General features: G+C 45.4%; 23 protein-coding genes and 3 pseudogenes. 19 read left to right on the top strand and 7 right to left on the bottom strand.

Translation table 11 applies throughout. The features are described 5' to 3' along the window. Positions 1 to 142: 142 nt before the first annotated feature. The 7 genes from ACESZH_RS05420 to ACESZH_RS05390 all read left to right on the top strand — a co-directional run bounded on the left by ACESZH_RS05420 (position 143) and on the right by ACESZH_RS05390 (position 5,862). Complete coding sequence (locus ACESZH_RS05420; protein ID WP_373213687.1) at positions 143 to 571, top strand: MarR family winged helix-turn-helix transcriptional regulator; 429 nt, start codon at positions 143 to 145, stop codon at positions 569 to 571. 12 nt (positions 572 to 583) lie between these two features. After that, positions 584 to 1,165, top strand: a complete 582-nt coding sequence (locus tag ACESZH_RS05415) for an MFS transporter (protein WP_373213440.1) — start codon at positions 584 to 586, stop codon at positions 1,163 to 1,165. A 63-nt stretch (positions 1,166 to 1,228) separates the two neighbouring features. Further along, a complete protein-coding gene (locus ACESZH_RS05410; protein WP_373213443.1) occupies positions 1,229 to 2,062 on the top strand; it encodes a DUF1538 domain-containing protein in 834 nt (277 codons plus the stop codon). Between the two features lie 23 nt (positions 2,063 to 2,085). After that, on the top strand, positions 2,086 to 2,775 hold the full coding sequence (locus tag ACESZH_RS05405) for a DUF1538 domain-containing protein (protein ID WP_373213446.1): 690 nt from the start codon (positions 2,086 to 2,088) through the stop codon (positions 2,773 to 2,775). After that, positions 2,750 to 3,454, top strand: coding sequence for a hypothetical protein (locus tag ACESZH_RS05400; protein ID WP_373213448.1), 705 nt, complete (start codon positions 2,750 to 2,752; stop codon positions 3,452 to 3,454). Before ACESZH_RS05405 ends, ACESZH_RS05400 begins: the two co-directional genes overlap by 26 nt. A gap of 30 nt (positions 3,455 to 3,484) precedes the next feature. Then, complete coding sequence (gene ftsH / locus ACESZH_RS05395) at positions 3,485 to 5,323, top strand: ATP-dependent zinc metalloprotease FtsH (protein ID WP_373213450.1); 1,839 nt, start codon at positions 3,485 to 3,487, stop codon at positions 5,321 to 5,323. Further along, complete coding sequence (locus tag ACESZH_RS05390; RefSeq protein WP_373213453.1) at positions 5,320 to 5,862, top strand: DUF308 domain-containing protein; 543 nt, start codon at positions 5,320 to 5,322, stop codon at positions 5,860 to 5,862. The genes ftsH and ACESZH_RS05390 overlap by 4 nt, the downstream gene beginning before the upstream one ends. Before the next feature lie 163 nt (positions 5,863 to 6,025). Here the strand turns inward: ACESZH_RS05390 and ACESZH_RS05385 are convergent, their stop codons facing one another. Next, positions 6,026 to 6,814 (bottom strand): class I SAM-dependent methyltransferase, encoded by a 789-nt coding sequence (locus ACESZH_RS05385; protein ID WP_373213455.1) that lies wholly within the window; start codon positions 6,812 to 6,814, stop codon positions 6,026 to 6,028. 224 nt (positions 6,815 to 7,038) lie between these two features. Between ACESZH_RS05385 and ACESZH_RS05380 the strand changes: the two genes are divergently transcribed. Both ACESZH_RS05380 and ACESZH_RS05375 read left to right on the top strand, forming a co-directional pair. After that, positions 7,039 to 7,665 carry a DUF6088 family protein gene (locus tag ACESZH_RS05380; protein WP_373213457.1) on the top strand — a complete coding sequence of 209 codons (627 nt, stop codon included), beginning with the start codon at positions 7,039 to 7,041 and terminating at the stop codon, positions 7,663 to 7,665. Next, a complete protein-coding gene (locus ACESZH_RS05375) occupies positions 7,649 to 8,557 on the top strand; it encodes a nucleotidyl transferase AbiEii/AbiGii toxin family protein (RefSeq protein ID WP_373213459.1) in 909 nt (302 codons plus the stop codon). Before ACESZH_RS05380 ends, ACESZH_RS05375 begins: the two co-directional genes overlap by 17 nt. On the opposite strand, the gene ACESZH_RS05370 is transcribed toward ACESZH_RS05375, so the two are convergent. Then, the gene (locus ACESZH_RS05370; RefSeq protein WP_373213462.1) at positions 8,554 to 9,465 is read right to left on the bottom strand and encodes an AraC family transcriptional regulator; all 912 of its coding nucleotides are present in this window, start codon (positions 9,463 to 9,465) and stop codon (positions 8,554 to 8,556) included. The two genes, ACESZH_RS05375 and ACESZH_RS05370, sit on opposite strands and share 4 nt — an antisense overlap. Positions 9,466 to 9,606: 141 nt before the next feature. On the opposite strand from ACESZH_RS05370, the gene ACESZH_RS05365 reads away from it, so the two are divergent. Then, positions 9,607 to 10,245, top strand: coding sequence for a sugar O-acetyltransferase (locus ACESZH_RS05365; RefSeq protein WP_373213465.1), 639 nt, complete (start codon positions 9,607 to 9,609; stop codon positions 10,243 to 10,245). A 138-nt stretch (positions 10,246 to 10,383) separates the two neighbouring features. Continuing rightward, positions 10,384 to 11,262, top strand: coding sequence for a radical SAM protein (locus ACESZH_RS05360; RefSeq protein WP_373213467.1), 879 nt, complete (start codon positions 10,384 to 10,386; stop codon positions 11,260 to 11,262). Positions 11,263 to 11,400: 138 nt separating this feature from the next. Here ACESZH_RS05360 and ACESZH_RS05355 read toward each other — a convergent pair whose 3' ends face one another. Beyond that, positions 11,401 to 13,299 carry an EAL domain-containing protein gene (locus ACESZH_RS05355; RefSeq protein ID WP_373213470.1) on the bottom strand — a complete coding sequence of 633 codons (1,899 nt, stop codon included), beginning with the start codon at positions 13,297 to 13,299 and terminating at the stop codon, positions 11,401 to 11,403. 33 nt (positions 13,300 to 13,332) lie between these two features. Beyond that, complete coding sequence (locus ACESZH_RS05350; RefSeq protein ID WP_373213472.1) at positions 13,333 to 14,988, bottom strand: GGDEF domain-containing protein; 1,656 nt, start codon at positions 14,986 to 14,988, stop codon at positions 13,333 to 13,335. Between the two features lie 209 nt (positions 14,989 to 15,197). Here ACESZH_RS05350 and ACESZH_RS05345 point away from each other — a divergent pair, with 209 nt between their 5' ends. Both ACESZH_RS05345 and ACESZH_RS05340 read left to right on the top strand, forming a co-directional pair. After that, positions 15,198 to 16,115: a helix-turn-helix domain-containing protein gene (locus ACESZH_RS05345; protein WP_373213475.1), complete on the top strand. Its 918-nt coding sequence runs from the start codon at positions 15,198 to 15,200 to the stop codon at positions 16,113 to 16,115. Between the two features lie 63 nt (positions 16,116 to 16,178). Next, positions 16,179 to 17,447 (top strand): MFS transporter, encoded by a 1,269-nt coding sequence (locus ACESZH_RS05340; protein WP_373219865.1) that lies wholly within the window; start codon positions 16,179 to 16,181, stop codon positions 17,445 to 17,447. Between the two features lie 68 nt (positions 17,448 to 17,515). Here ACESZH_RS05340 and ACESZH_RS05335 read toward each other — a convergent pair. Then, positions 17,516 to 18,747 (bottom strand): annotated as a pseudogene (locus tag ACESZH_RS05335) (sodium-dependent transporter); the annotation flags it as partial. On the opposite strand from ACESZH_RS05335, the pseudogene ACESZH_RS05330 reads away from it, so the two are divergent. The 6 genes and pseudogenes from ACESZH_RS05330 to ACESZH_RS05305 form a co-directional block, all read left to right on the top strand. Next, a pseudogene (locus ACESZH_RS05330) lies at positions 18,717 to 18,866 on the top strand (LysR family transcriptional regulator); the annotation flags it as partial. The pseudogenes ACESZH_RS05335 and ACESZH_RS05330 sit on opposite strands and share 31 nt — an antisense overlap. An 18-nt stretch (positions 18,867 to 18,884) precedes the next feature. Further along, on the top strand, positions 18,885 to 19,562 hold the full coding sequence (locus ACESZH_RS05325; protein WP_373213480.1) for a LysR substrate-binding domain-containing protein: 678 nt from the start codon (positions 18,885 to 18,887) through the stop codon (positions 19,560 to 19,562). A 92-nt stretch (positions 19,563 to 19,654) separates the two neighbouring features. After that, positions 19,655 to 19,882, top strand: coding sequence for a hypothetical protein (locus tag ACESZH_RS05320; protein ID WP_373213483.1), 228 nt, complete (start codon positions 19,655 to 19,657; stop codon positions 19,880 to 19,882). Between the two features lie 26 nt (positions 19,883 to 19,908). Further along, complete coding sequence (locus tag ACESZH_RS05315) at positions 19,909 to 20,271, top strand: ArsR/SmtB family transcription factor (RefSeq protein WP_373213486.1); 363 nt, start codon at positions 19,909 to 19,911, stop codon at positions 20,269 to 20,271. 357 nt (positions 20,272 to 20,628) lie between these two features. After that, positions 20,629 to 21,414 (top strand): EFR1 family ferrodoxin, encoded by a 786-nt coding sequence (locus ACESZH_RS05310; RefSeq protein WP_373213489.1) that lies wholly within the window; start codon positions 20,629 to 20,631, stop codon positions 21,412 to 21,414. Between the two features lie 246 nt (positions 21,415 to 21,660). After that, on the top strand, positions 21,661 to 22,236 hold the full coding sequence (locus ACESZH_RS05305; protein WP_373213492.1) for a hypothetical protein: 576 nt from the start codon (positions 21,661 to 21,663) through the stop codon (positions 22,234 to 22,236). Between the two features lie 107 nt (positions 22,237 to 22,343). Here the strand turns inward: ACESZH_RS05305 and ACESZH_RS05300 are convergent. Both ACESZH_RS05300 and ACESZH_RS05295 read right to left on the bottom strand, forming a co-directional pair. Beyond that, positions 22,344 to 23,531, bottom strand: a pseudogene (locus ACESZH_RS05300) (NADP-dependent malic enzyme). Then, positions 23,476 to 24,420, bottom strand: a complete 945-nt coding sequence (locus tag ACESZH_RS05295; RefSeq protein WP_373213495.1) for an Ldh family oxidoreductase — start codon at positions 24,418 to 24,420, stop codon at positions 23,476 to 23,478. Before ACESZH_RS05295 ends, ACESZH_RS05300 begins: the two are co-directional and overlap by 56 nt. Positions 24,421 to 24,441: the final 21 nt, after the last annotated feature.

Raw genomic sequence — 24,441 nt, 5'->3', positions numbered from 1 at the left:
AGAGCTATCCCTTTATTTTTATGGGATTTGTTCGCTGACAAATTGTTATGGAACATACCAGTTTTCCGGCAAAGGCGGGAGATAAAATGTGCAGAAGGAATGGCTTCTGAATGGGATACGGGGGTAACAAAAAGTGAATGAAATGAAAATCGGATGTTTGTTAAGGCAGGTGAATGCAGGTCTGATCCGGTACGGAAGGGAGCATATGGAGGATCTTGATCTGACTCCGGCACAATGCAGGATGCTGAAATATCTGTTAAGCCAGAACAAGAAGGAATATTGCCTCACGGATATCTGCATGGAAGCAAAAGTATCAAAGGCTACGGGATCCGTTATATTGAAAGCTTTAAGAGAGAAGGGGTATCTGCAGGTGAACAGCGATTCAGAAGACGACCGGAAGCGAAAGGTCGTTTTGACTCAAAAGGCGTATGAAATGCAGGATATCATTGAAGAGGGCCTGAAAAGAAGCTCTGCATGCATCTATAAGGGCATATCAGACAAGGAACTGTATGAATTGGAAAATACACTGAATAAAATGATTATGAATCTGAAACAGACAGTAGAAAGCTAAGGAGGGAAAGACATGGTAAAAACACTGTTTGGGCAGGTAAAGCAATATAAAAAAGTATCTATGCTGACTCCCTTGTTTACGGCACTGGAAGTATTCATGGAGGTGCTGATCCCAAAGGAAAAGGGATTGTCAAACGTGATCCCGTATTTTTATATTTTCCTGGTGGCAGGAATGCTGATCTCAAAATTTTCCACGCAGAAGATGATCGATGCCGGAAAGCATAAGATCCTGGTTGTGATCAGCCTGGTTGTTTTGTTTATTACAATGGGAAGCTATTTCTTTATGGCGACAGCAGTGCATCTGCTGGCAGCAGGATTTTTGCTGGGGATCGGTTATGGTATCCTGCAGCCTCTATTCCAGTCCTTTGTAACAGGTACGACTCCGGGTCCAAAGCGCGGAACTGCCAATGCCACTTATCTGTTATCCTATGATATTGGGATCGGGATCGGTTCCTTTGTAATGGGTATGTTTCAGGAAAGTATCGGCTTGTCCGCAGGGTTTGCAGTTACGGCGGCTGCCTATGTGATAGGCGGGATCATCTATGCTGCATATGTTGACCGGTATTATTTGAAATTGCAGCAGAAACAGCAATGAGAGCAGGGAAACGGAAGAGAAATGAAAGAGAAGGGAGGCATATGCGAAAAGGATGGTGAATGAGTGGAGCAAAAAATAAAGGATAAGGTAAAGGAGGCTTTTGCGGCTGTTTTGCCGATTACCGGAATCGTATTGGCGATCAGTGTTTTTCTGATCCCAATGGAATTGGGTAATATTGTTATGTTTCTCACCGGAGCAGTTATGCTTGTGATCGGAATGGGCTTCTTTCAGCTAGGGGCAGAGATGGCGATGACACCGCTTGGAGAAGGGATCGGTGTCATGATCTCAAAAACCCGGAGCTTGCCAGTGGTAATCATAATGGGTTTTCTCATGGGGACCATGATCACTATAGCGGAACCGGATCTGCAGGTATTGGCAGAGCAGATCCCCTCCGTTCCAAACCATATTCTGACTTTGGCGGTGGCCGTGGGGGTAGGCATATTTTTTGTGATAGCGATCCTGAGGATTTTGCTGCATATTAATCTGTCAGTTTTACTGATCGGGCTGTATGGACTTTTGTTTATAGCTGCCTGCTTTACCCCAAGGGATTTTTTAGCCGTTTCCTTTGATTCCGGCGGTGTTACGACAGGGCCGATCACGGTACCTTTTATTATGGCAATGGGAGTTGGTATGGCATCAGTCAGGGGAGACAAAAATGCTGCAGATGACAGCTTTGGACTGGTTGCCTTATCCAGTATCGGTCCGGTACTGGCAGTGTTGATCTTAGGATGCTTTTTCCGGCCGGAGGAGGCTTCCCATCAGATATTTTACGTGCCGGACGTTACCACGACCAGGGATGTGGCACGGGAGTTTTTGATCGGAATACCGCATTATGCGAAAGAGGTTTTTGTTTCCCTGATCCCTGTGCTGGCTGTCTTTTTCATTTTCAGCTCATAAGCAGGCGGTACAGGAAACGGCATGTGAAGCGTATTTTAGTAGGGTTTGGATATACTTATGTAGGACTGGTGCTGTTTTTATGCGGCGTCAATGTGGGATTTTCATTGGTTGGATCTGTCCTTGGGCAGGAAATGGCATCGGCGGGCTGGCATTGGCTTTTGATCCCTGTGGGAATGCTGATCGGTTATTATATTGTAAAAGCGGAGCCTGCCATTCAGATTTTAAACCGTCAGGTAGAGGAAGTGACAGATGGAATTGTCCAGGAAAAACAGATGAACCGCTGCATGTCTGTTGGCGTTTCCATCAGCGTTGGGCTTGCCATGCTTCGGATCCTGCTGGGTTTTCCGATCTATTGGCTGCTGATTCCCGGGTATGGGGCGGCGTTGATCCTTTCCCGCATTGTTCCGTCCATATTTGTCGGTATTGCCTTTGACTCAGGAGGAGTGGCGAGCGGGCCGATGACAACCACGTTTTTGCTGCCGCTCAGTATTGGGGCATGTGAGGCTTTGGGCGGAAATATTATGACAGATGCTTTTGGGGTAGTAGCCCTGGTTGCCTTGACACCTTTGATCGCGATCCAGATCATGGGGCTTCGGTACAAACAGAAGCTGAAGAAGGCGGAAAAAGCTGTTTTGAAAGAAATGATAATATCAGAGGACGCGGACGATATTATTGAGATGGAGGAAAATGAAAAAGATGAAAATAGAGAATAAACGCCCGCCTCTCAGGATGCTTATGCTGGTCACCACATCGAAAAAAGCGAAAAAGGCAGCCGCCTTATTCCAGGGCGGGGCAGTTCCGAGCTATTATCAGTTTTATGGACGGGGAACGGCGCCCAGTGAAATGAAGGCTATGCTGGGACTGGGAAATACGGAAAAAACGGTTTTGATGAGTATTATGCCTAAAATTTTTGCAGACAGGCTGATGCAGAAAATGTATAAGGAATTGAAATTAAATACCCCTAACAGCGGAATTGTGTTCAGCCTTATTATGTCGGGAGGAAGCAGTATGGTGGTCAATAAATTAAATGAGCTGCAGGACGAAAGCAGTCATTCGGCAGGAAAGCAGGAAACAGCAAGAAGGGGAGAGCGGGATTATGTGCTCATAATGGCTATTGTGGACCAGGGCTACAGCGAGGAGGTTATGGATGCGGCCAGATCGGCAGGTGCAGGGGGAGGCACAGTATTTCATGCCAGACAGGCGGTAAATGAGGAGACAATGAAATTCTGGGGAATCCAGATCCAGCCGGAAAGAGAAATTACTATCATCCTTGCTGCCCGGGAAGACAAGCTGGCGATCATGAAGGAAATTGGGGAAAAATGCGGCGTGCATAGTGAGGCAAGAGGAATAGTGTTTTCACTGCCAGTAGATTCCGCGATCGGTTTGGAATAGGATTACATTACGAAAAGGAGGAAATACACAATGAAAGAAGTAAAATCGCCGAAAAAGCCGCTTATTTATTATTATGGCATTGTGCTTCTGGTGCTGGTTTTGTTTAACCTGTTTGTCTCTCCCATACTGATGAGACAGCCGGTAACGGAAGTGGATTACGGTACCTTTATGCGCATGATCGAGGAACAGGAAATAGGGCAGGTTCAGGTGGAAAACACCCAGATCCTGTTCAGCGACAAGGACAATAAAAATATCTATAAAACAGGTGTCATGGACGACCCGGGACTGACAGAGCGTTTGTATGATTCCGGCGCGGTCTTTGCGAAGGATATTGAGCAGACAACCTCGCCTCTTCTCAGCTTTTTCCTTACCGTAATCCTCCCCATGCTTATCTTTATCGCATTGGGGCAGTATATGAGCAAGAAACTGATGGAGCAGATGGGCGGCAAGGATTCCCTTTCCTTTGGCATGGGAAAAAGCAATGCAAAGATCTATGTGCAGTCTACGGAGGGCATTCATTTTGATGATGTAGCGGGAGAGGATGAGGCAAAGGAAAGCCTGGCGGAAATCGTGGATTATCTGCATAATCCTCAGAAATATACAGACATTGGAGCTGCGATGCCCAAAGGACTTTTGCTGGTGGGACCTCCCGGAACAGGCAAGACTATGCTTGCAAAGGCGGTGGCAGGCGAAGCAAATGTGCCGTTTTTTTCCATCTCAGGCTCTGAGTTTGTGGAAATGTTCGTGGGCATGGGCGCATCTAAGGTGCGGGATCTTTTTAAGCAGGCAAAGGAAAAAGCACCCTGCATTGTATTCATTGACGAGATCGACACCATTGGCAAAAAGCGTGACGGACAAATGGGCGGCAATGATGAGCGTGAGCAGACTCTGAACCAGCTTTTGACGGAAATGGATGGTTTTGAGGGAAATACCGGAGTGATCATTCTGGCGGCAACCAACCGTCCGGAATCCCTGGACCCGGCACTGACCCGGCCGGGGCGTTTTGACCGCCGGGTGCCTGTGGAGCTGCCGGATCTGAAGGGCAGGGAAGAAATCCTGAAGGTACATGCCAGAAAGATAAAGGTGGCGGACGATGTGGATTTCCATACGATCGCGCGGATGGCTTCCGGCGCTTCCGGCGCGGAGCTTGCCAACATGGTAAACGAAGCGGCTCTGAGGGCAGTCCGCAATGACCGTTCAGTGGTCACCCAGTCTGATCTGGAGGAAAGCGTGGAGGTGGTGATCGCAGGCTACCAGAAAAAGAATGCGGTCCTCTCCAATCAGGAGAAAAAGGTGGTTGCCTACCACGAGATCGGACATGCTCTGGTGGCGGCAAAGCAGAACAATTCCGCTCCTGTACAGAAGATCACCATTATCCCACGCACCTCCGGCGCATTGGGCTACACCATGCAGGTTGAGCAGGGCGACAAATACCTGCTGACAAAGCGGGAGATTGAGAATAAGATCGCCACCTACACCGGAGGCCGTGCTGCGGAGGAGCTGGTATTTGGGGAGATCACTACCGGAGCTTCCAATGATATTGAGCAGGCGACAAAGCTGGCAAGAGCGATGATCGCACGTTATGGAATGAGTGAAGATTTCGATATGGTGGCAATGGAAACCGTGAGCAACGAATACCTTGGGGGAGATACCTCGCTGGCCTGCTCCCAGGAGACACAGCGCGATATTGATAAAAAGGTTGTGGAACTGGTAAGAGCCCAGCATGAAAAGGCAAAGCAGATCCTGGCGGAAAACCGCGGCAAGCTGGATGAACTGGCACAGTTCCTGTACGAAAGAGAAACAATCACAGGAGAAGAATTTATGGAAATCCTGGATCGTGAGACAGGGGAAGGAGGAACAGGCATATGAAAAGATATTCACATTTCGGATGGATGGAGCTGATCATTGGCGTTCTGCTTGTCCTGTTGGGGTTATTCACCCTTCTGCGTCCGGGCAGTGTTCTGACCTGGCTCATCCTGTTTTACGGCTTGCTGGCAATGTTTACCGGAATTTCCGATATCATATTTTATGTGAAAACCGAACGGCACATGGGATTTGGTCCTACGATATCCCTGGTTTCCGGCATTTTGAGCATCCTGTCAGGCCTGATGCTGTTTCTCTATCCTGGAGTCGGAAAATGGGCCATGGCAATTTTCTTTCCCATGTGGTTTATCGCCCATTGCATCTCCCGGCTTTCCCATCTGAATTTTGTGAGGGGTTTGGCAGGGACAGGATATTATATGGTGGCGCTGGTGATCAATGTGATCGGTCTGCTTTGCGGCTGCCTCATGCTTCTGTTTCCAGGTTTTTCTCTGGTAACCATGAACTATATTATAGGAATCTACCTGATCCTTCTTGGAATTGACAGCATCGTGCTTGCCTGCAGCAAGGCGGGAACCAGGTGGTAAAAGAGCAGGATGCGCACTGCTTTGCACGCTATTACACTAAGCTCGAAAATACCTCGTAAGTGTAATATGGTTGCTGGCGCAACCGCGCTTTGGCGCGAGTGTGCGCCAAGGCGCACACTTTTTTAATGCTGGAAAAATTTTACGATGCGGTTTATCAGGATTTTCAATTGCGCTGCGGTACGACAATACAGTCGTAACGAATGGATTTTCCCTTGAGGGTATAGCTGGGCTTTACGCCTGCCAGATAGGAACCTTTCATAGGGCGTTTTATCACGATCCTCCGGGGACTGCATGACATTGCTGCATCGAGCAGAATTTTTTCCTCAGAGCAGGGCTGTTCAAGCTGGTGCAGCAATTGGAATTTTTTCTTGATCAGTCCGCTTTTTTGACGGCTTGGAAACATCGGGTCAAGGACAACGATATCCGGTGGAGGAGTCAACTGGGGCAGCATTGCGATACTGTCTTCCATATGCAATTCCATTCGTCCGATCACAGTAGCCAGATCCGGATTTTCAAGGCCTCTGCGAAGCGCATCATAAAGAAGCAAAGCAATAATGGGATTTCGCTCATAGAGCTGTACCTGAAAACCTGCCGCCGCAAGCAGAAAGGCGTCTTCGCCCAATCCTGCGGTAGCGTCAACTGCCGTCAGAGGGCCTGGGATGCCCTTTAATTTAGATGCCTTTACCAAAAGCTCATGATTCAGGTTATTGGGAATGAGCCTGGGCAGCAGTTTGGTGAAATCGCCGCGCAGCACATGCCCATTTTCTGCAAAGGAAAGCCCATCTTTATCTGCCAGTAAATAAAAATCATCCGGTGAAATCGTAAACGGTTCCTGGATGGCATTTACCTTTAGCTTTTCCTCTGCTAACCGGACAATGGATCTGTCGGCATTGCTTTTGGCATAAAAAATTATATCTTCAGTAGATTTGATCTGTTCAGAATGTTTATTCATTTTTACCTCATGTCTTTAGGAAGAATTTCCGTGATTCCCTGCTTCACTTAAAAAAAGTCACTCTGCCGCCGGATAATGGCAAAGTGATTTTTTTCATTTTAACATATGTGCTGATGGAAATTCAACGTTTTGGAGAACTTATTCCTATTGTAATTAAAGAAAAACGTGATATAATAAAATAGAAAAAGAATACTTCGGAAATATTTTTGGCTGGAGGGATGAATGTGTTATATGAATATTTAAAAGGGACATATGGCGAAAATGTGCCTATTTTTGTTTCAGATATTGAATATGCGGATATGTCAGAAAACAATATACGTCAGCAGATAAAAAAGTTGACAGATACTGGTTTATTGAAACGATATGATACAGGCATCTATTTCATACCAAAGAAAAGTATATTTAAATCAGGAACACAGCTTTCTATGAAGACAGTCATAGAGAAGAAATATCTTCAGGAAAGGAATCAACGATGTGGCTATATTAGCGGGGTTGCGTTTGCTAATCAGTTGGGTATTACTACTCAGGTTCCTATGGCTTGTGAAGTGGTTACGAATAAGGCAACTAATGATTACAGGGAGACGACACTTGCAAAATCAAGAGTGATTATCCGGCGGCCCAAAGTCCCGGTGAATGAACAAAATTATCGCATTCTGCAGTTTTTGGATTTGGTGAAGGATATTGATCATTATGCGGAAATTACAGGAGAAGAATTGCAAAAAAGATTGTGCGTATATTTGGAAGCGAATTCCATATGTTTTTCAGACCTGGAGAAGTATTTAAGATATTATCCGGATAAGATTTACAAAAATTTGTTTGAAGCGAGGTTGTTGCATGGAGTACCTTCATAATGACAGAGAGAGATTTTTTGAAGCAATCAATTTGGTTGTATACCAGACTGGGATATCTGCAGAAGCGGTAGAAAAAGATTATTATGTCACAATGATTCTGAAGCATCTATCTGAAAGCCTTTCTTTTATTGTTTTTAAAGGTGGAACATCTTTGTCCAAATGCCATCACGTTATAAAGCGTTTTTCGGAAGATATTGATGTAACGATTGATATGTCATTGTCACAGGGACAGAAGAAAAAGGTAAAAGCAGCTATCGTGGAGATTGTGGAAACATTAGGTGTCAGAATTATAAATCTGGAAGAAACAAGAAGCCGCCGTGATTATAACAGATATGTAATTGCATATCAGTCAGTATTACCAGGAACAGGTGCAGTAGTACAGCCAACCGTGTTAGTGGAAACATCATATACAGTGGTATCATTTCCAACCGTTTTATTACCGGTAAGTAATTACATCGGAAAAATGATGGAGACAGAAGCACCAGAGTTTTTGACCGTATATGGTCTGGGACCCTTTGAGATGAAGGTACAAGGCTTGGAACGTACCTTAGCAGATAAAATATTTGCTATATGTGATTATTATTTGCAGGACAAAGTCAAAAAGCATTCCAGACATATATATGATATCTATAAATTGCTGCCGCTGGTGCCACAGGATGAAGAATACCACAGATTGGTTCAGGAGGTGAGAAATGTGAGGAAAGCATCCTCTATTTGCCCCTCTGCCCAAGATGACGTTGATGTTCCGGAACTAATTAAAAAAATCATTACAGAGGCAGTATATAAAGCAGACTATCAAAGTTTGACAGAAGGGCTTTTGGAGGAAAACGTTTCATATGAAACGGCTATTCAGGCACTAGAAACAGTTATAGAAAATAAGATGTTCAGCTAAAAGCGCTTGCTTTTAAGAGCGTGCTTTTTTCTATATTCGCCTGGAGTACAGGCGTAATGCTTTACAAATAACTTGGAATAATAGCTCAGGTGATTAAAGCCGCAGGCAGTTGCTATTTCAGATATTTTCCAGGAAGTATTGGATAAAAGATCACAGCTTACCTTTAAACGGTAATGGTTTAAAAAATCAATAGGTGACTGCTGAAGATAATATTTAAAAAGAAGACAGCATTTGCTGACACATACATTACCGGAGGCAGCAATATCAGAAAGAGTGAGCTTTTCTGCATAGTGCTGCTGGATATAAGCCACCATACTTTTCTGCGCTGTAAGATCAGGATGATCGGCCCCGGGTCCCGCTGCACCAGAAAAAAGCTCCGGATACCTTTGAAGGAGCTTGCTCCACAGAATATTTAGAATACCGATAATTTCCAATTCATGCGCGGTTGGCTGTTGAAGCTGTATCTCAGCAATGGTGTCCAACAGACTGCTTATTTGTTCTGCGGTGTCCCCGCCGGCTTTCATATGAATAAATTCCGCATTGGGATTTTGAATAACCGGAAGAATATAGCGCTGCTGCAGCAAAGTGTTTGCTGTGAATAGCTGTGGGTGGAGTAAGACGCAGATAAATTCACATTCATTTTGGGAAGTGCCATAGCCATAATGGAGCTGCCGTGAGTTGACCATCAGGCAATCCCCCTGGGCAAGTGCAATATTTTTTCCGTTTATGTAGTAATTCATGGCGCCCTTTTGAATCCGTATAAATTCAAAATCCTCGTGCCAGTGACACAGGGCACGTCTGCCAGGATAGTCCGACAGGCGGCTGGAGCGGACATAAAGCGGAATCTGAACCTGGTTATATTGAATGACTTCCGATGCGTCAGGCATCACATGTTCTGCATCGATCATTTAGTGTTCCTCATTTTTTTAATAGAATTGTTATAAAAAACAGCTATAATAGTGATAGAATACCCGATAAATATATAGTATCATTATAGCACGAGCTCGAATAATATGAAATGGAAAAAGTACGGGATGGAGGAATTGAAAATGGATAACATAGAGCGCAGGGATTTAGGACTTCCGTATATTTCGGATGAAGCGGTTATGGAGGAGCAGAAACGCTGCAGAAGGATCTTGCAGAGATTGAATACTGCAGACCGTTCCGATTTTGATGAAATCGGAAGGATTGTTAAGGAACTGTTTGGAAAATCCGAGGGGGCTTTTTTGAATCCTCCGTTTTACTGTGATTACGGAAGCCATATCGAAGTGGGGAAGAATTTTTTTGCGAATTATAACTGTACCATTATCGATGTGGCAAAGGTGAGAATCGGAGACAACTGTCAGATGGCTCCCAATGTGGCAATCTATACGGCAGGTCATCCGGTGCATCCGGTATCCAGAAATTCCATGTATGAGTACGGCATTGAGGTGACCATTGGGGATAATGTATGGATTGGCGGGAATACGGTAATCCTTCCGGGAGTTCACATCGGAAGCAATACGGTAATCGGGGCAGGAAGCGTTGTGACAAAGGATATACCGGATTGGGTGATCGCAGCAGGAAACCCATGCAAGGTTATACGGAAAATTACAGATGCAGATAAGGAATTTTATTTTAGACAGAGAAAATTCGATGATGAAGCATGGAATGTAATTGAAAATATGGGAAAGAGTGGAGAGGCGTAATTACTGATATAAAGCTGCCAAACCTTGAAGGACAGCGGGACGCAGAGCCGATCAGTGCAGCGATGCAGTGGTCGGTCCTTTCATTTTTGGCTATTATAGCTGAAAATGGGAAGCAAGGAAAATATTGGAGATAAGGATATGCATGAGGTAAAAGCAAAGGGGATTCTATCCCCGCAAAACGGCATGAATATATACAGGGGATGTACACACGGCTGTATTTACTGTGATGCCAGAAGCACCTGCTATCAGATGAAGCATGCTTTTGAAGATATAGAAGTCAAGGTCAATGCACCGGAGCTGCTGGAGCAGGCACTTCGCCGGAAACGGAAAAAATGTATGATCGGCACCGGAGCCATGAGCGACCCATATCTTCATCTGGAGAAAAAGCTGCGTCTGACACGGCGGTGTCTGGAATTGATCGATGAATATGAGTACGGTCTTTCAATTCAGACAAAATCGGATATGATCTTGCGGGATCTGGATTTGCTGAAACGTATCAACCGGAAAACGAAATGTGTGGTGCAAATGACGCTGACGACCTATGATGAACCTCTTTGCCGGATACTGGAGCCACATGTCTGTACAACAACGCGGAGGATTGAAGTGCTGAACATTTTGAGGGATGAGGGAATCCCGACCATTGTCTGGATGACACCCATTTTGCCGTTTATCAATGACACAGAGGAAAATATCTGCGGACTGCTGAATGAATGCCGGAAAGCAGGTGTATATGGAATCATGACTTTCGGCATTGGTGTAACGCTTCGGGACGGAGACCGGCAGTATTTCTATCAGAAACTGGATGAGCATTTTCCAGGTATGAAAGAGCGGTATATCAGAACCTATGGAAACGCCTACGAATTGCCAGTGCCGAGGGAAAAGGAATTGATGGAGCTGGTGCGGCGGGAGTGCCAAAAAGCCGGGATGGAATGGCGGACAGAGACGTTGTTCGAGTATATGCATCAGTTTGAGGACAAGCAGGCGGGAAAACAACTGTCATTATTTCCTGACGGTTGATTGTATGCTTAAAAGGTTGCCAATCGATGGGCGCAGTGAGGAATTACTGCGGTTAGTGGGGCTTGGCACTGCTGGTACGTCCGAAGCTCCTGATCTGCGACGAGTCAACGTCCGCCCTTCGAGAATTTGCAGGGCATTTTATGCAAGCTTCTTAAGCAGATCTGCTTCACACAGAGGACGGGAAAAATAGTAGCCCTGGATCATATTCACACCCCATTTCGCCAGCAGATCCCGTTCTTCCTGGGTTTCCACACCCTCAGCAACTACTTTGTAGCCCATGCTCTGGAGCACGGAAACGATTGTTTTATAAAAAACAAGGGTTCTTTCATTGATCAGAATTCCCTGGAGCAGAGAGCGGTCCAATTTGATAACAGAAAAAGGAAGTCTCAGCACTGTGTCCAGATTCGCGTATCCGGAACCGAAATCATCCAGGCATAACCCGATACCATGCTTGGAGAAGATGGAAATAGCCTCGTACAGCTTATTACTGTATTCGGTTGCTGCAGTTTCTGTGATTTCAAACTGAAAATATGATCCCGGAAGTCCGTATTCGTGAATAACATCTACCAGTTCCTGAATATGACCGCTCTTCAGGAACTGTGCGGGTGAAAGATTATATTTTATGTTCTGGATCTTATCCATCATATAGATATTTTCTTTTATAAAGCGACATACCTTGCGAAACTGCAGATAACTGATCTGGGAGATCAAACCATTTTTTTCTGCGGCAGTGATAAAAATATCCGGAGGAACATATCCCAAAGTAGGATGATGCAGACGGCTTAGAGCCTCCAGAGTGACATAGTTTTGGGTTTCCAAAGAGAACACCGGCTGATAATATACCTCAAAAAGATCTTCCGCAATGGCATCAGGAAGATAACGCTCTACTTCTTTATTAAACTGAAACCTCTTCCAGGTGTTCTCACTGCCCTGGATCGTGCTGGTCTCATCACTTGGCGGGACGAGAGAAATCAGATAATCCACGTAGGAGAGCAGTGTGTCATGGCTGTTTAACGTATGCGTATTGATCACACCGCATATAATGGCTGAAAGATGGTATTCACGCTGCTGAATATTGACAGTCTGACGGAAGAAATTCTGTATTTTGGCCAGGACTCTCTCGTATTCTGAGAGAGAATAGGTAAATACGATAAACCGCTTGCTTGTTGTTCGGAAGATATAGGGTGTCTCCGCTGCTTCCTGCAGCATATTGGCAGTAGTTTTTAAAACGAGATCTCCGAACTCTTTGCTCAGCACCATATTGATCTTTTTTAATTGATGAAGATCTATAGCGATGGCATGGAGGCTTCCTTTTTTCATAGCCTGCATGCCCCATTCCTGCATGCCCTGGATGTTGAAAACACCTGTAAGGCCATCGATATACTGGGTCGGATTGTTGATGGTCAGATATAATACTGTGACCCCAAGACCCAAGCCAAAGCCGGTCATCAGCAGGTTATTGTATACAGCCTGGATTCCCACACAGATTACTGTGATCAGGATAAACTCCCAGATAATGTAAAAGCGCATCTTACCGTATTCTTTGTAATGGATGATGCTGTCTGCCACGATAAGAAGGGCGTAAAAAATGGCGCAGAAATACATTCCTTCGTAAAAAGGACCGTGGATATAATCTCCATCCGATGTTACCTGAAAAAAGATACCGGATATTGTGTTGAACAACACCAGAATCTCCATGAGCGCTGACGGGAGGATACAAAGATAAAAGGCAGTGCCATGTTCAGTCATCTTTTTACGGTGAGTTGTGATATAGAGCAGCAATATGCAGGGAAAAGCTGCCTGCAGCATATAGAATATTGTAAGGATCAGCTTTAACAAACCGCTGGTTCCGGGTATTTTCTGCATGATCAACAGTGAGGATATGATGTCAAAGGCGATATCCATAATGCCGATATAGAGAAAAAAGCGGAAAAGCCGGTTTCTATTGTTGTCTATTTTTTTCTGGTTTGAAAAATGATATAGGATGATCAGCAAAAACACGAGGGCTGCTGCCAAAAAGCTCATATTATATTCCATAATGGCTGTCCTTTACTATTGGTTATCAGGCTGCTACTTTTTGATCCAGCCTTTGTCGGCGTACATATTTAGGTCTGCTGTATGTTTCCAGTCACTGATGCGCTGAAGGGTTCCGTCCGGTTTTCGAAGATTACTGATACCCCTTGCGATTGAAAGGGGATATCTTCCGGAAACATTGTACTGTTCAATGGCAGCGTCCAGATTTTGTGATAGTTTATCTTCGCTGTCGGGGGAATTGATGATAACTGCACAGAATTCATCTCCTCCGATCCGGAAGCAGATTCCCTGCTCACCAAAGGCTTTCTCAATGCATCTGGCAGCGGAAATGAGCATCTCATCCCCCGCATTATGTCCATAATTATCATTCGTATACTTTAATGCGTTTATGTCCATGAATACAAGAAAAACGTTTCTGTAGGAGGAGGCTTTGACTGCAATCTCAGTCACCAACTCGTCGAACGCCCGTCTGTTTTTCAATCCTGTAAGGCTGTCTTCTTTAGACAGGCGCTGATAAACTTGCATTTCCGCCTTAAAGTGGAAGTTTTCCACAACAGTGAGAATAAGGATTTTTATCAGAAGAAGGATAAAAATAATGATTCCCACTTCAAAAAATATTTCATAATAGGAAAGGCCTAAGAGCCAGTAGAATATCAGTGAGATTACACCGCTTCCGCCAACTATGCCAAAGGACTGAAGAATCGTTAGAATTTGTTTTTCGCCAGTCTTTTTATATTCTTTAAACAGTATCATGCCAAGTGCTCCAACGCCGAAAGCCAGTAAGAAGTGCGTGACAAACAGCATCTGAACAAAATCAAAGACTCCAAGATAATTGAGAATGCTCTGGAGTATGGCATTGATATAAAAGGCTGCAAGAAAGAAATCAATCACACGGTAGTTTTTCATGTTCTTGGTATTTTTTACAAAATGCAGCATCGGTATTGCCAGGAGCATGAAAGCGTAAAAGGAAATATACCGAATAATAGGAGAGGAGCCTCCCAGGGTCTGTGCTGTGGAGGAATCGGTTAAAAACCAGCAGCCGCACAGCAATAAAAAGACAGCAATATCCAAAAAACGTTTCTCTTCCATCCGCAGGCGCTTTAGGTAAATTGAAATCCAGATGGTAAGTATACTCAAAATTACCATAATAAATACATTGAGCAGAGGAAATAGATCCCGCATGCAGTTGTGGAGCAGGATTGCTGTGCTACTTCCTATATATACAGAAGGAATCTTGTAAATGCCGTTATGGATATCGGTATAGGTGAAAGCTACTGTTTCGTCTGTCAGTCCCCCGGGAAGATCCACTATGCAGTTTACCTTGGATGCCATCTGTTGGTTTCTGGGAAAGGTGGAATCATCGTAGGCATAAAGCTCCTGATCGCCTACGGTCACCTTCAGATGATACAGTGCACTTCTGGTTGAGAGGGTCTGCGGCGTAGCTGATGCCGGGATGCTGTCATGATACAGAGTCAGGGAAGAACCCTCCGTGGTCTCTATGACAGCAGGAAGCTGCACCTGTACGCGTTCTCCGTCTTTTAAATAATACCAGCCGGTATTCAGTTCGTTGACAGATCCCGGTGTGGCATAAAGCCCTACATTGATCTGCTGGAACAGCAACACAAGCATGGCAATACAGGCGAAGGACAAAAGGAATTTTTCGATTATGCGAAAATTATTTTTTTCTTTCATTTTGGACCTCCGTTCTATAGACATTTTACCATGATATTTTAGATTTCACCATATAGAAATTAAAAATAAAGAAGGCGCGTTATATTCCGCTGCCGATAAGTTCGCTTACTTCTATGATTTATTGCCGATAATATGCTATACTATACAGCAGATTAGAGTCGTTATGGCTTGGGAATTAACAGGGAGATCACTCCGGCGGGGGAAAAGCTATGAAGAATATTCAAAGTATACAACTGATCGAGGAAAGCAAAGAAGAGATCCTTCCGGGCTTTACACCTGATTTTCCTTACATTGCCACCTGCGCTGAACTGGACAAGTATCTGGAACCTTTTACGCCCTGGCATTGGCACAGAACGGTGGAATTGTTCTACATCAAAAGCGGGTCTTTGGAGTACAGCACTCCCAATGGAAAATGGGTATTTCCTGCCGGTTCCGGAGGAATGGTCAATTCCAATGTACTGCACACCTCCCGCTTTCAGCGAAGGAAAGACAGCAATATCCAACTGCTGCATCTGTTCGACCCTACCTTCCTTTCAGGTGAACACGGGAGCCGGATTGAAACGAAATACATTCTGCCGCTGACAACAGCTCCCGGCGTGGAGATGATCCCTCTTTTTCCGGAAGACCCTGCACAAGCGGAGGTCTTGCAGGATATCAAAAATGCCTTTAAACTTTCCGAGCAGGAATGGGGCTATGAATTGAAGCTGCGGGAGCTGCTTACCCGCATCTGGATGAAGCTTTTTGAATTGGCCCGTGCGGACATGGAAAAGAGCGGCAGCAAGGAATCTGACGAAAAGATCAAAGCTCTGTTAGTCTATATCCACAAGCATTTGCAGGAAGAAATTCCTGTAGAACAGTTGGCACAGACGGCCCATATGAGCAAACGGGCCTGTTTTCGCCTTTTCCAAGATAATTTACATATGACGCCTGTAGAATATATCCGAAGCTGCCGTTTGCAAAAGGCATGTCAAATGCTGGCTCAGAGCAACGTGCCTGTCACACAGATCGCACACAGTTGCGGACTTGGTTCCAGCAGCTATTTCGGAAAGATTTTTCGGAATAAATTCAACTGTACGCCATTGGAATACCGCAGACATTGGCACGATTGTGAGAAAAACAGGCGTTAATCGTATATCTATTGTGTCATTTTTGCACTATACTGTCAGTAAAGAGATAGAAAAGATCCAAGCTTGCGGTCTCTTTTGAGTTTCAGGCGAGGTGGCGAAAGCCAACCTCAGCCCTCGGCAGCGAGGAGGGATATCAGGATGAAAAATCTGACTTTACGTTACAGTATTACTCAATTTACCTTTTGGGCGGCATCCACCGGAGCTGCCAGCTTTGCAACCACCTATTTGCTGAACTGCGGAATTTCTTCCGGTGCTGTAGGGGCTTTACTTGCCGCCGCGGGGGTTCTTTCCTGTATAACGCAGCCTGTCCTTGCAGGAATCGCTGATAAATCCCGGCGGTTTCAACTGTTAAAAATGCTGATCGGAATGACCTTTGTTGGGGTTGTAAGCTTTTGCATCCAATTGTTTCCCAGTGTCCCCGTGGCGCTTGCAGGAATTTGCTATATGGTCGGCGTCTGGAGTTCGGATGCCATGATTCCTCTTACAAACGCCCTGTACATTTCCTATACCGAAGTAGGCTTCCAGATCAACTACGGTGCCGGACGCGGCATCGGATCAGCCGCTTCAGCCATTTCCTCACTGGTACTGGGGTATGTGATCGCACAGCTTGGAAGTACGTGGATGATCCTGCTGCTCATTGGCTTTCGGCTTCTGTGTATACTGTCTCTGTTTGGCTATCCGAAAATCGAAAAACCAAAAGCAGAGCAAAGCAGTACCGCTCACAGCTGCTCCATTTGGGCTTTCTTTTTTCGCTACCGCTGGTACTGTGCATCTCTGGCAGGAATCCTTTTCCTGGGAATGTACCACGCCATGACGGAAAATTATCTGATTGCCATTTTGGGGCGATTGGGCGGCGATAGCAGCCATGTAGGAACTGCTCTGTTTATTTCTGCGATGGCTGGTGCTCCTGTGATTTTCTGCTTTCAGCGGGTTCGCAAATTATTGTCCAATACCAGGCTTTTGAAGATTGCAGCCTGCTCTTTCCTGTTAAAAGCTGTTCTGTTTTATTTTGCCAAAAGCATTGGTATGATTTATCTATTACAGTTGCTGCAGAGCACTTCCTATGCCTTTCTGGCGCCAACCCAGGTGTATTACGCACAGGCGAAGGTTCGCCAGGCAGATATGGTCAAAGGACAGGCTTTCAGTACCGCGGCTTATGCACTGGGCTGCTCCGCTGGGAATTTTACAGGCGGTCAACTGTTGGTATTTGGGGTGGATGCCATTTTGATTGCCGGAATTATCATGGCGCTGATTGGCACGATACTCCTTTTTGCCACGGTAACAAAATCTGATTTCAGAAATGAGGTGACCGCCAATGGGAAGTGTTTATAATGCCGGGGATATTGACAAGACAGACGGATGCAGGCAGGCGGCAGCTATCCCCACCCCTTTGCTAATACTTATAGATGATTCAAAATGCCCGTAGATTGAAGGAACAGGATCAGCATAACAATTGGAAGGACATATTTTACCATCACCACATATAACTGTTTTCTTCTGAATTTTGTCCCACCGCGTTCCATTTCCTCTGCAATCCAGGACGGTTTCATGATCCAACCGACAAAAATGGATGATAGCAGGGCGATAAACGGCATCATAAAGCTGTTACTATACTATATCCCAACGCAATGACCGCTGTTGCGATCAGATATATGATAGTTAAGATGCCTGTTGTCTTCTTCCGTTCTGTATGGAAGATTTCCATGCAGTTTGCCGTAATGGACTCCAATACAGATATACAGGATGTCAGTGCGGCAAAAGCTGCCAGTATGAAAAACAGCAAGCCGATGATTCTCCCGGCTGTTCCCATGCGATCAAATACCTTCGGCAGGGATATGAACATGAGTCCGGGGCCTGCGGACATGCCATCTACTCCAAAGAAGACAAATACCGCCGGAATGATCATCACGCCGGCAAGAAGGGCAACGCCTGTATCCATGATTTCAATCAATGAAACCGATCTTCCCAGATTCACATCCGGCTTCACATAGGAGCCGTAAGTAATCATGATTCCCATGGATACGCTCAAGGAAAAGAACAACTGACTCATGGCATCCAGTGTGATCTGTAAAAACCTTGAAACTGTCATTCCAGACCAATCCGGTGTCAGATATACTTTGAGTCCCTGAAGTCCGGTTCGAACGCTTTCGCCATCAGTGCCGTTTTTGAGCGTCAGGGAATAACATGCGATCCCGATCACCAGGATCAGAAGTAACGGCATCATGGTCTTCGAGACTCTTTCGATTCCCTTTTCCACACCCTTATACACAATAAATGCAGTAAGCATCATAAAAGCGAGGCCATACCATACGGAACGGGGTGATGTAATGAAACCTGTAAAACAATTATCCTGCGCTGCTGCCTGTGTTCCGTCCGTTAGAAAAAGAACAATATATTTCAGGATCCAACCGCCGATCACCGCATAGTAAGTCATGATGAGTACCGGCACAAAAAATGTTATGACACCCAGAAACTTCCATTTCCGATTCATGCTTTCATATGCGTGAATAGCACTTTTTCCGGTTCTGCGTCCGATTGCAATGTCGGTAGTAAGCAGCGCAAAGCCAACTGTGACGATCAATACCAGATAGATGAGCAGAAATACCCCGCCTCCATCCTTCGCTGCCAGGTAAAAAGGCTGCTGAACTTCATAATGTAACCCCTCCGGCTATTAGCCACGTAGTCAAACAGTTAGAGCGCGAATTTGGGTTCTCTTTATTCATACGAAACCGCCGTGGTGTTAAGCTTACTACTTCCGGCGAAAATGTTTTGCAGATTATCTCAGACATTGTAAAAAAAGAGGACGCATTACACCAACTCGTTTCCGAGATTAACGGTCTCGAAAAAGGTCATGTCCGTCTTGGTATTTTTAATTCCATGTGCAAATACCTTCCATCTTTGATTCATAACTTTAACAAAATTTATCCCCATATCACCTTTGAAATTTATCAAGGATCATATGAGGACATTATTGACTGGCTGAAAACCGGAGTGGTTGATATTGGCTTTTTATCAAAGACTGTAAATCCGGGTTTCCCTTTTTATGAGATTTTTTCCGATCCGCTGATGTGCATTCTGAAGAAAGAAACTGAAACCTCATCTGAAACAGAGATCCCTCTGGCAAGTCTTGCGACCTCACCTTTTGTCATGCAGCGGGAATCCTGCGACGCAGATGCCAGACGGATCATGGATCAGATGAATCTGGATGTCCGCACCGTGTGCCATGTGGTAGACGATAAAACGACCATAGAAATGGTAAAAGCTGGTTTTGGATTTGCAATCATGCCCCTGCTGACAATGTATGGTTTTGAGCAGGAAGTCAAGATGCTGCGGATTATGCCGCCCGAAAAGCGTATCATCGGTGTGTCCGTCAGCGATGTGTACGATTTATCCCCGTCCGTAAAAAAGGCATTTGATTTTATTAAGGATTACGATTTCTCCGAGTGAGTGTCTTCAAGTTACCGTTGATTTACATTAATATTCAGGAGCATCATACTAACAAGAGATGCAGGAATCTTTTAAGAGAAACTTAGGACTGGATGGAAGCCATATTCAACGAGAAAAAGGATCTGAATTCCAGGCAGTATCTGCGCACCTACATGGGACATAAGGAGCTTTCCACCACGGCTTACTATATCCACCTCCTGCCGGAGAAGTTTGTATTTGGGCGGAAGAAGCAAATCAGCAGAGCGATACCGCGTATATTAATCGTCTCGATTTTCTTTACAAATGAGTATTTTTCAAAAAAGTATAGTACAATGGTTTGAGTAAATGAACAAAGGAGGTTGCGCTTATGTCTGAACACAGAGAAGATATCAATCGGCTGGCACAGGAATTTGAAGGCTGCCAGAAAATTCTGCTGGCCCTTGGGGATGAGAATCGTCAGCATCTTATGCTGGAAATGATGCGGATGGAGCATTGCGGCGGCGTTCGGGTAGGCACGATCACGGAGAGAACCCACCTTTCCCGTCCTGCCGTGTCTCACCATATACAGATACTTAAAGATGCCGGTATCTTGAAAATGCGGCGTGAGGGAACAAAGAATTATTATTACTTTGATGCGGATACAGAAGCAATGAACAGACTTCTGCAAATGCTAGGACATGCGAAGCGTATTATGGAACAGTTGCCGGACCGGAGTGGTGAAAATTTGTAAAAATGTAAAGGAAACAGAGAATTACCTATGATAGAAAAGATGCAAAGTGTATTTGTGCCAGTGCTGCAAGTTGTGGGAAAACATAGCCATTCAGCCGATTCATATGGGAAATACAGGATTAGGCCCACATGGGAGATGCGTTGATGTCTTTCAGGATGGAACGGTGCAGTTCGTTACAACCGCCAGTCATGGGAACAGATGCGTTTACCAGGCATTACGGTAAACAGAGGCAAGGCAGAAGAATCATTAAAATGGGTTCATGACATGTCACAGAAAAAAGAATGTATGGAGATTTTGGCAACCCATGATCCGGAAATAAAACCGCATAAGATTATATTGTGAGAAAGAAGGTAGAATATGATTTATTGTTTTACAGGAACCGGAAATTCACTCTGGGCAGCAAAAGAGCTTGGAAAAATCCTGGGGACACCAGTTGAAGGGCTTATAAAGTACAGGAACATGCCATTAGAATGCCAGGATGATATGGTAGGTTTTGTTTTCCCTACCTATATGGGAGATATTCCATGGATTGTAAAAGAGATTCTTGTGAAGGCGAAAGTCAGGACAGACAGCTATGTGTTCCTTGTAATGACTTCCAATAATGGACAGAGCGGCAGATCTTTTCAAAGCGTGGATGAGGCCCTGCAGATAAACGGTGGTCACTTATGTGCAGGATTTGATCTGCAGATGCCAGGAAACTGTCTGATCAGTTCTGCAGAAGAAAATCAGAAGAGGCTGGCTCAGGCCCCATCTGTCATAAAGGAAATTAGTGAGACAATATGCAGGAAGCGCATGCTTTATGAGCCATCAGGCAAAAAGGCTGAAACCGGTTTTGTTGAGAAAAGCTATTTTTACGGAACCCATTCCCTGAAACGTCTGACGCTTATGAAAAATTTTAGGGTTACCAAAGACTGTATAGGCTGTGGGGTATGTGCTTCGGTCTGTCCGACAGACAATATCGTCATAAACGGTGGAAAAGCAGTGCATAAGGAGCAATGTGCAGCATGTTATGCCTGTCTCCATTGGTGCCCGAAACATGCAGTAAAATTGAAAGTACCCACATTAAGCAAACGGCCGCAATACCATCATCCGAAAATATCCTTACAAAATGTAAAGGAGTTGAAGGAGGGAGAGGTTTCATGATTTTGTATTTCAGCGCGTTTGGAAACAGCCGTGGAAAGCCTTTGCCATTGTTGGGCGGTTTATAATATTGGCGACTCCAGTAAGGTACATAATATCATGTATTCCATTTGGAACGCTTATGAGCTGGTCAGAAATATTTGATCTTGGATATAGAATATAGGAATAGAAGAAGTGCTGTCCGATGTATGAAGCATTGGCAGCACTTTCTGTTGATGAAAAAAGTGGATGTAAAAGGATAGGATTACGATGAAAGATATAATTGCAAAAGCTATCAGAACTGTAACGGTACCGCCGATACTGGCAATAGCGATGTTACTGATTTTTCGATTTACGTATGGAAATGAATTTGCCACAATTCCGGTACTGATCTTAGAAATACTGTTTTTAGTGATCGTTCCAGTCAGTGCATATCCCCTTTCAAATTTAAAAAAAGAGGAGGGAAAAAATGCAAGGGAACAGCAGAGAAGACTGGCATTTATTATGAATTTTTCGGGATATGCGCTTGCACTTCTGGCTGGTATTATCAACAGGGGCAGCCAGATGCTTCAAATCATTTTGACAGGGTATTTTATAGCAGTGGTGGTTTTAACGGTCATCAATAAAGTATTTAAGATCAGGGCCAGCGGCCATGCCTGCAGCTGTGCCTTGCCGTATTTGTTTTTTTGTTATTGGTTCGGGATGAAAGCAGCCATAATTTGTGGCCTGCTGTATTTGGCTGAATTTTGGGCATCGATTAGGTTGAAACGTCATACGGTTCAGGAATTTTTGCTTGGAAGTGTGGTGGCTGCCATTATTTTCATTATGCTCATTCTGATATTTTGAATTTTTAAAATATTTAATGGCGGCATAAAAACTGCCACCAGCTTTTGCATCTGGTGGCAGAAAGATTTTCATCAATATTCAATTCCAGGAAATCGATTATGTCAGAATCAGTCCTCACCATATTTAATTCTTGCCACACCGGTATCACAGGCCGCTGCTGCCACAGCCTTGGCCACAGCAGGACCCACGCGGGGATCAAAGGCTTTCGGAATGATATAGTCAGCACACAGTTCTTCGTCAGAAATCAAACCTGCCAGAGCCTGGGCCGCAGCCATTTTCATTTCCTCGTTAATGTCTCTGGCCCGCACATCAAAGGCGCCACGAAAAATACCAGGAAACGCCAGCACATTGTTAATCTGGTTGGGATAATCGCTGCGGCCTGTGGAAAAGACCTTTGCGCCGCCTGCCTTGGCGTCATCGGGGAAGATTTCGGGTGTGGGGTTAGCGCAGGCGAAGATAATAGCATCCTGATTCATGGTTTAGACCATGTCAGTTGTGACCATACCGGGAGCGGACACGCCAATAAAGACATCAGCCCCCACCAGCATATCGGCGAGAGTACCGGTCTTTCTATCCAGGTTGGTGACCTGGGCCATCTCTTCCTTGATCCAGTTGAGACCTTCACGGCCAGCGTAAATCGCGCCTTTACGGTCGCACATGGTAATGTGTCGGAAACCGGCGGAAAGGAGCAGCTTCACGATGGAGATAGCCGCAGCACCGGCACCGGAGGTGACGATCTTCACATCTTCTTTCTTTTTCCCCACCACTTTTAGTGCGTTGGTGAGACCTGCCAGGGTGATTACGGCAGTGCCATGCTGGTCATCATGGAAGATGGGAATATCGCACCTTTCTTTCAGCTTGCGTTCGATCTCAAAGCAGCGGGGTGCGGAGATGTCCTCCAAATTGATTCCGCCGAAGGACCCGGAGATGTTATATACTGTCTCCACAAATTCATCCACGTCCTTAGTTTTGATGCAAAGCGGGAAGGCATCAACTCCGCCAAAAGACTTGAAAAGCACGCACTTGCCCTCCATGACTGGCATACCAGCTTCAGGGCCGATATCGCCCAGTCCCAGAACAGCAGTACCGTCAGTGATAACAGCACAGAGGTTGTGACGGCGGGTCAGGTCATAGGACTTCTCAACATCTTTCTGGATTTCCAGGCAGGGCTGTGCTACGCCGGGGGTATAGGCCAGAGACAGGTCATCCCTGGTAGCCACAGGTACGGTGGCTGCTACTTCAATTTTTCCTTTCCACTCGTTGTGGAGCCGCAGGGATTCTTTTGCGTAATCCATTCTTCAAATCCTCCTTAATCCTCAAACGGGAAGTGGTAATCAAGTCCATATTCGTTACGCAGGGCGATAAACTCCTTCTGAATAGCTTCACCCACAGGTACACCCTTGTCTTTGCGGTCTTGCCAGGCCAGATATTCCTTCTGGTAAAGCCGTAACCCTTGAAGCCGCCGGTTTCCTCGCCGAGACCACCCAGGGGAAGCAGTGCGCACTTGCCTGCACGCATATCCCTGAGGATCTGTCCGGAGTCCGTCATGGTGTTGCCGTCCTTCGTGACGACCAGGCCAGCGGGGGTGGGTTTTCCGGAGCGTTCATAGAATTCGAGTTTCCCGTTTTGCACGATAGAAGTGGCACAGTCAAAATTGAAGGGGAATTCCTCATCTGTGGGCATAGTGAATGTAAAGGGATTCGTGCCCATCATAGGCTCTATGCCAAAGGTAGGTGCCACAGAAGGACGGGCATTGGTACCTGTGATGCCGATCATACCGGCTTTTTCTGCCATGGTTGTCCAGTAGCCGGCAATGCCGTAGTGGGTGGAATTACAGATGGCGCCTCCCGCCATACCGTAATTTTTGGCTTTTTCAATGAGCATTTCCATCATCCTGTAGCTGGCGACCATGCCCATGCCATTGTTGGCATCCATCACGACGGTTGTTGGGGTTTCCTTCATGATGTCCAGCTTCGTCACCGGAAGCAGCGTACCGTTTTTGATGCGGTCGAGATAGATGGGTTTGAAGCGGTTGCAACCATGACTCTCAATACCGCGGCGGTCAGACTCCAATAAAACGTCCGTGCAGATTCTGGCATCTTCTTCAGGCACACCGTATGCTTTAAATACGTCGATCATGAAATTGTTGATCAGTTCCCAGGATATATAAGGTCTTGTTTCCATGTAATTTACCTTCTTTCTTTT

Origin of the sequence: Ruminococcus sp. 5_1_39BFAA (assembly GCF_964240875.1) — a bacterium.
Lineage (GTDB): Bacteria > Bacillota > Clostridia > Lachnospirales > Lachnospiraceae > Blautia_A.
Note: the sequence above shows the minus strand (reverse complement) of the source record. Positions and strands in the feature narration are given on the sequence as shown.

What these genes read in the sequence shown, in the direction of transcription:
- ACESZH_RS05420 (WP_373213687.1), top strand. Translation starts at nt 143, where the DNA reads ATGAAAATCGGATGTTTGTTAAGGCAGGTGAATGCAGGTCTGATCCGG.
- ACESZH_RS05415 (WP_373213440.1), top strand. Translation starts at nt 584, where the DNA reads ATGGTAAAAACACTGTTTGGGCAGGTAAAGCAATATAAAAAAGTATCT.
- ACESZH_RS05400 (WP_373213448.1), top strand. Translation starts at nt 2,750, where the DNA reads ATGAAAAAGATGAAAATAGAGAATAAACGCCCGCCTCTCAGGATGCTT.
- ftsH (WP_373213450.1), top strand. Translation starts at nt 3,485, where the DNA reads ATGAAAGAAGTAAAATCGCCGAAAAAGCCGCTTATTTATTATTATGGC.
- ACESZH_RS05390 (WP_373213453.1), top strand. Translation starts at nt 5,320, where the DNA reads ATGAAAAGATATTCACATTTCGGATGGATGGAGCTGATCATTGGCGTT.
- ACESZH_RS05385 (WP_373213455.1), bottom strand. Translation starts at nt 6,814, where the DNA reads ATGAATAAACATTCTGAACAGATCAAATCTACTGAAGATATAATTTTT.
- ACESZH_RS05375 (WP_373213459.1), top strand. Translation starts at nt 7,649, where the DNA reads ATGGAGTACCTTCATAATGACAGAGAGAGATTTTTTGAAGCAATCAAT.
- ACESZH_RS05370 (WP_373213462.1), bottom strand. Translation starts at nt 9,465, where the DNA reads ATGATCGATGCAGAACATGTGATGCCTGACGCATCGGAAGTCATTCAA.
- ACESZH_RS05365 (WP_373213465.1), top strand. Translation starts at nt 9,607, where the DNA reads ATGGATAACATAGAGCGCAGGGATTTAGGACTTCCGTATATTTCGGAT.
- ACESZH_RS05360 (WP_373213467.1), top strand. Translation starts at nt 10,384, where the DNA reads ATGCATGAGGTAAAAGCAAAGGGGATTCTATCCCCGCAAAACGGCATG.
- ACESZH_RS05355 (WP_373213470.1), bottom strand. Translation starts at nt 13,299, where the DNA reads ATGGAATATAATATGAGCTTTTTGGCAGCAGCCCTCGTGTTTTTGCTG.
- ACESZH_RS05350 (WP_373213472.1), bottom strand. Translation starts at nt 14,988, where the DNA reads ATGAAAGAAAAAAATAATTTTCGCATAATCGAAAAATTCCTTTTGTCC.
- ACESZH_RS05345 (WP_373213475.1), top strand. Translation starts at nt 15,198, where the DNA reads ATGAAGAATATTCAAAGTATACAACTGATCGAGGAAAGCAAAGAAGAG.
- ACESZH_RS05320 (WP_373213483.1), top strand. Translation starts at nt 19,655, where the DNA reads ATGGAAGCCATATTCAACGAGAAAAAGGATCTGAATTCCAGGCAGTAT.
- ACESZH_RS05315 (WP_373213486.1), top strand. Translation starts at nt 19,909, where the DNA reads ATGTCTGAACACAGAGAAGATATCAATCGGCTGGCACAGGAATTTGAA.
- ACESZH_RS05310 (WP_373213489.1), top strand. Translation starts at nt 20,629, where the DNA reads ATGATTTATTGTTTTACAGGAACCGGAAATTCACTCTGGGCAGCAAAA.
- ACESZH_RS05305 (WP_373213492.1), top strand. Translation starts at nt 21,661, where the DNA reads ATGAAAGATATAATTGCAAAAGCTATCAGAACTGTAACGGTACCGCCG.
- ACESZH_RS05295 (WP_373213495.1), bottom strand. Translation starts at nt 24,420, where the DNA reads ATGGAAACAAGACCTTATATATCCTGGGAACTGATCAACAATTTCATG.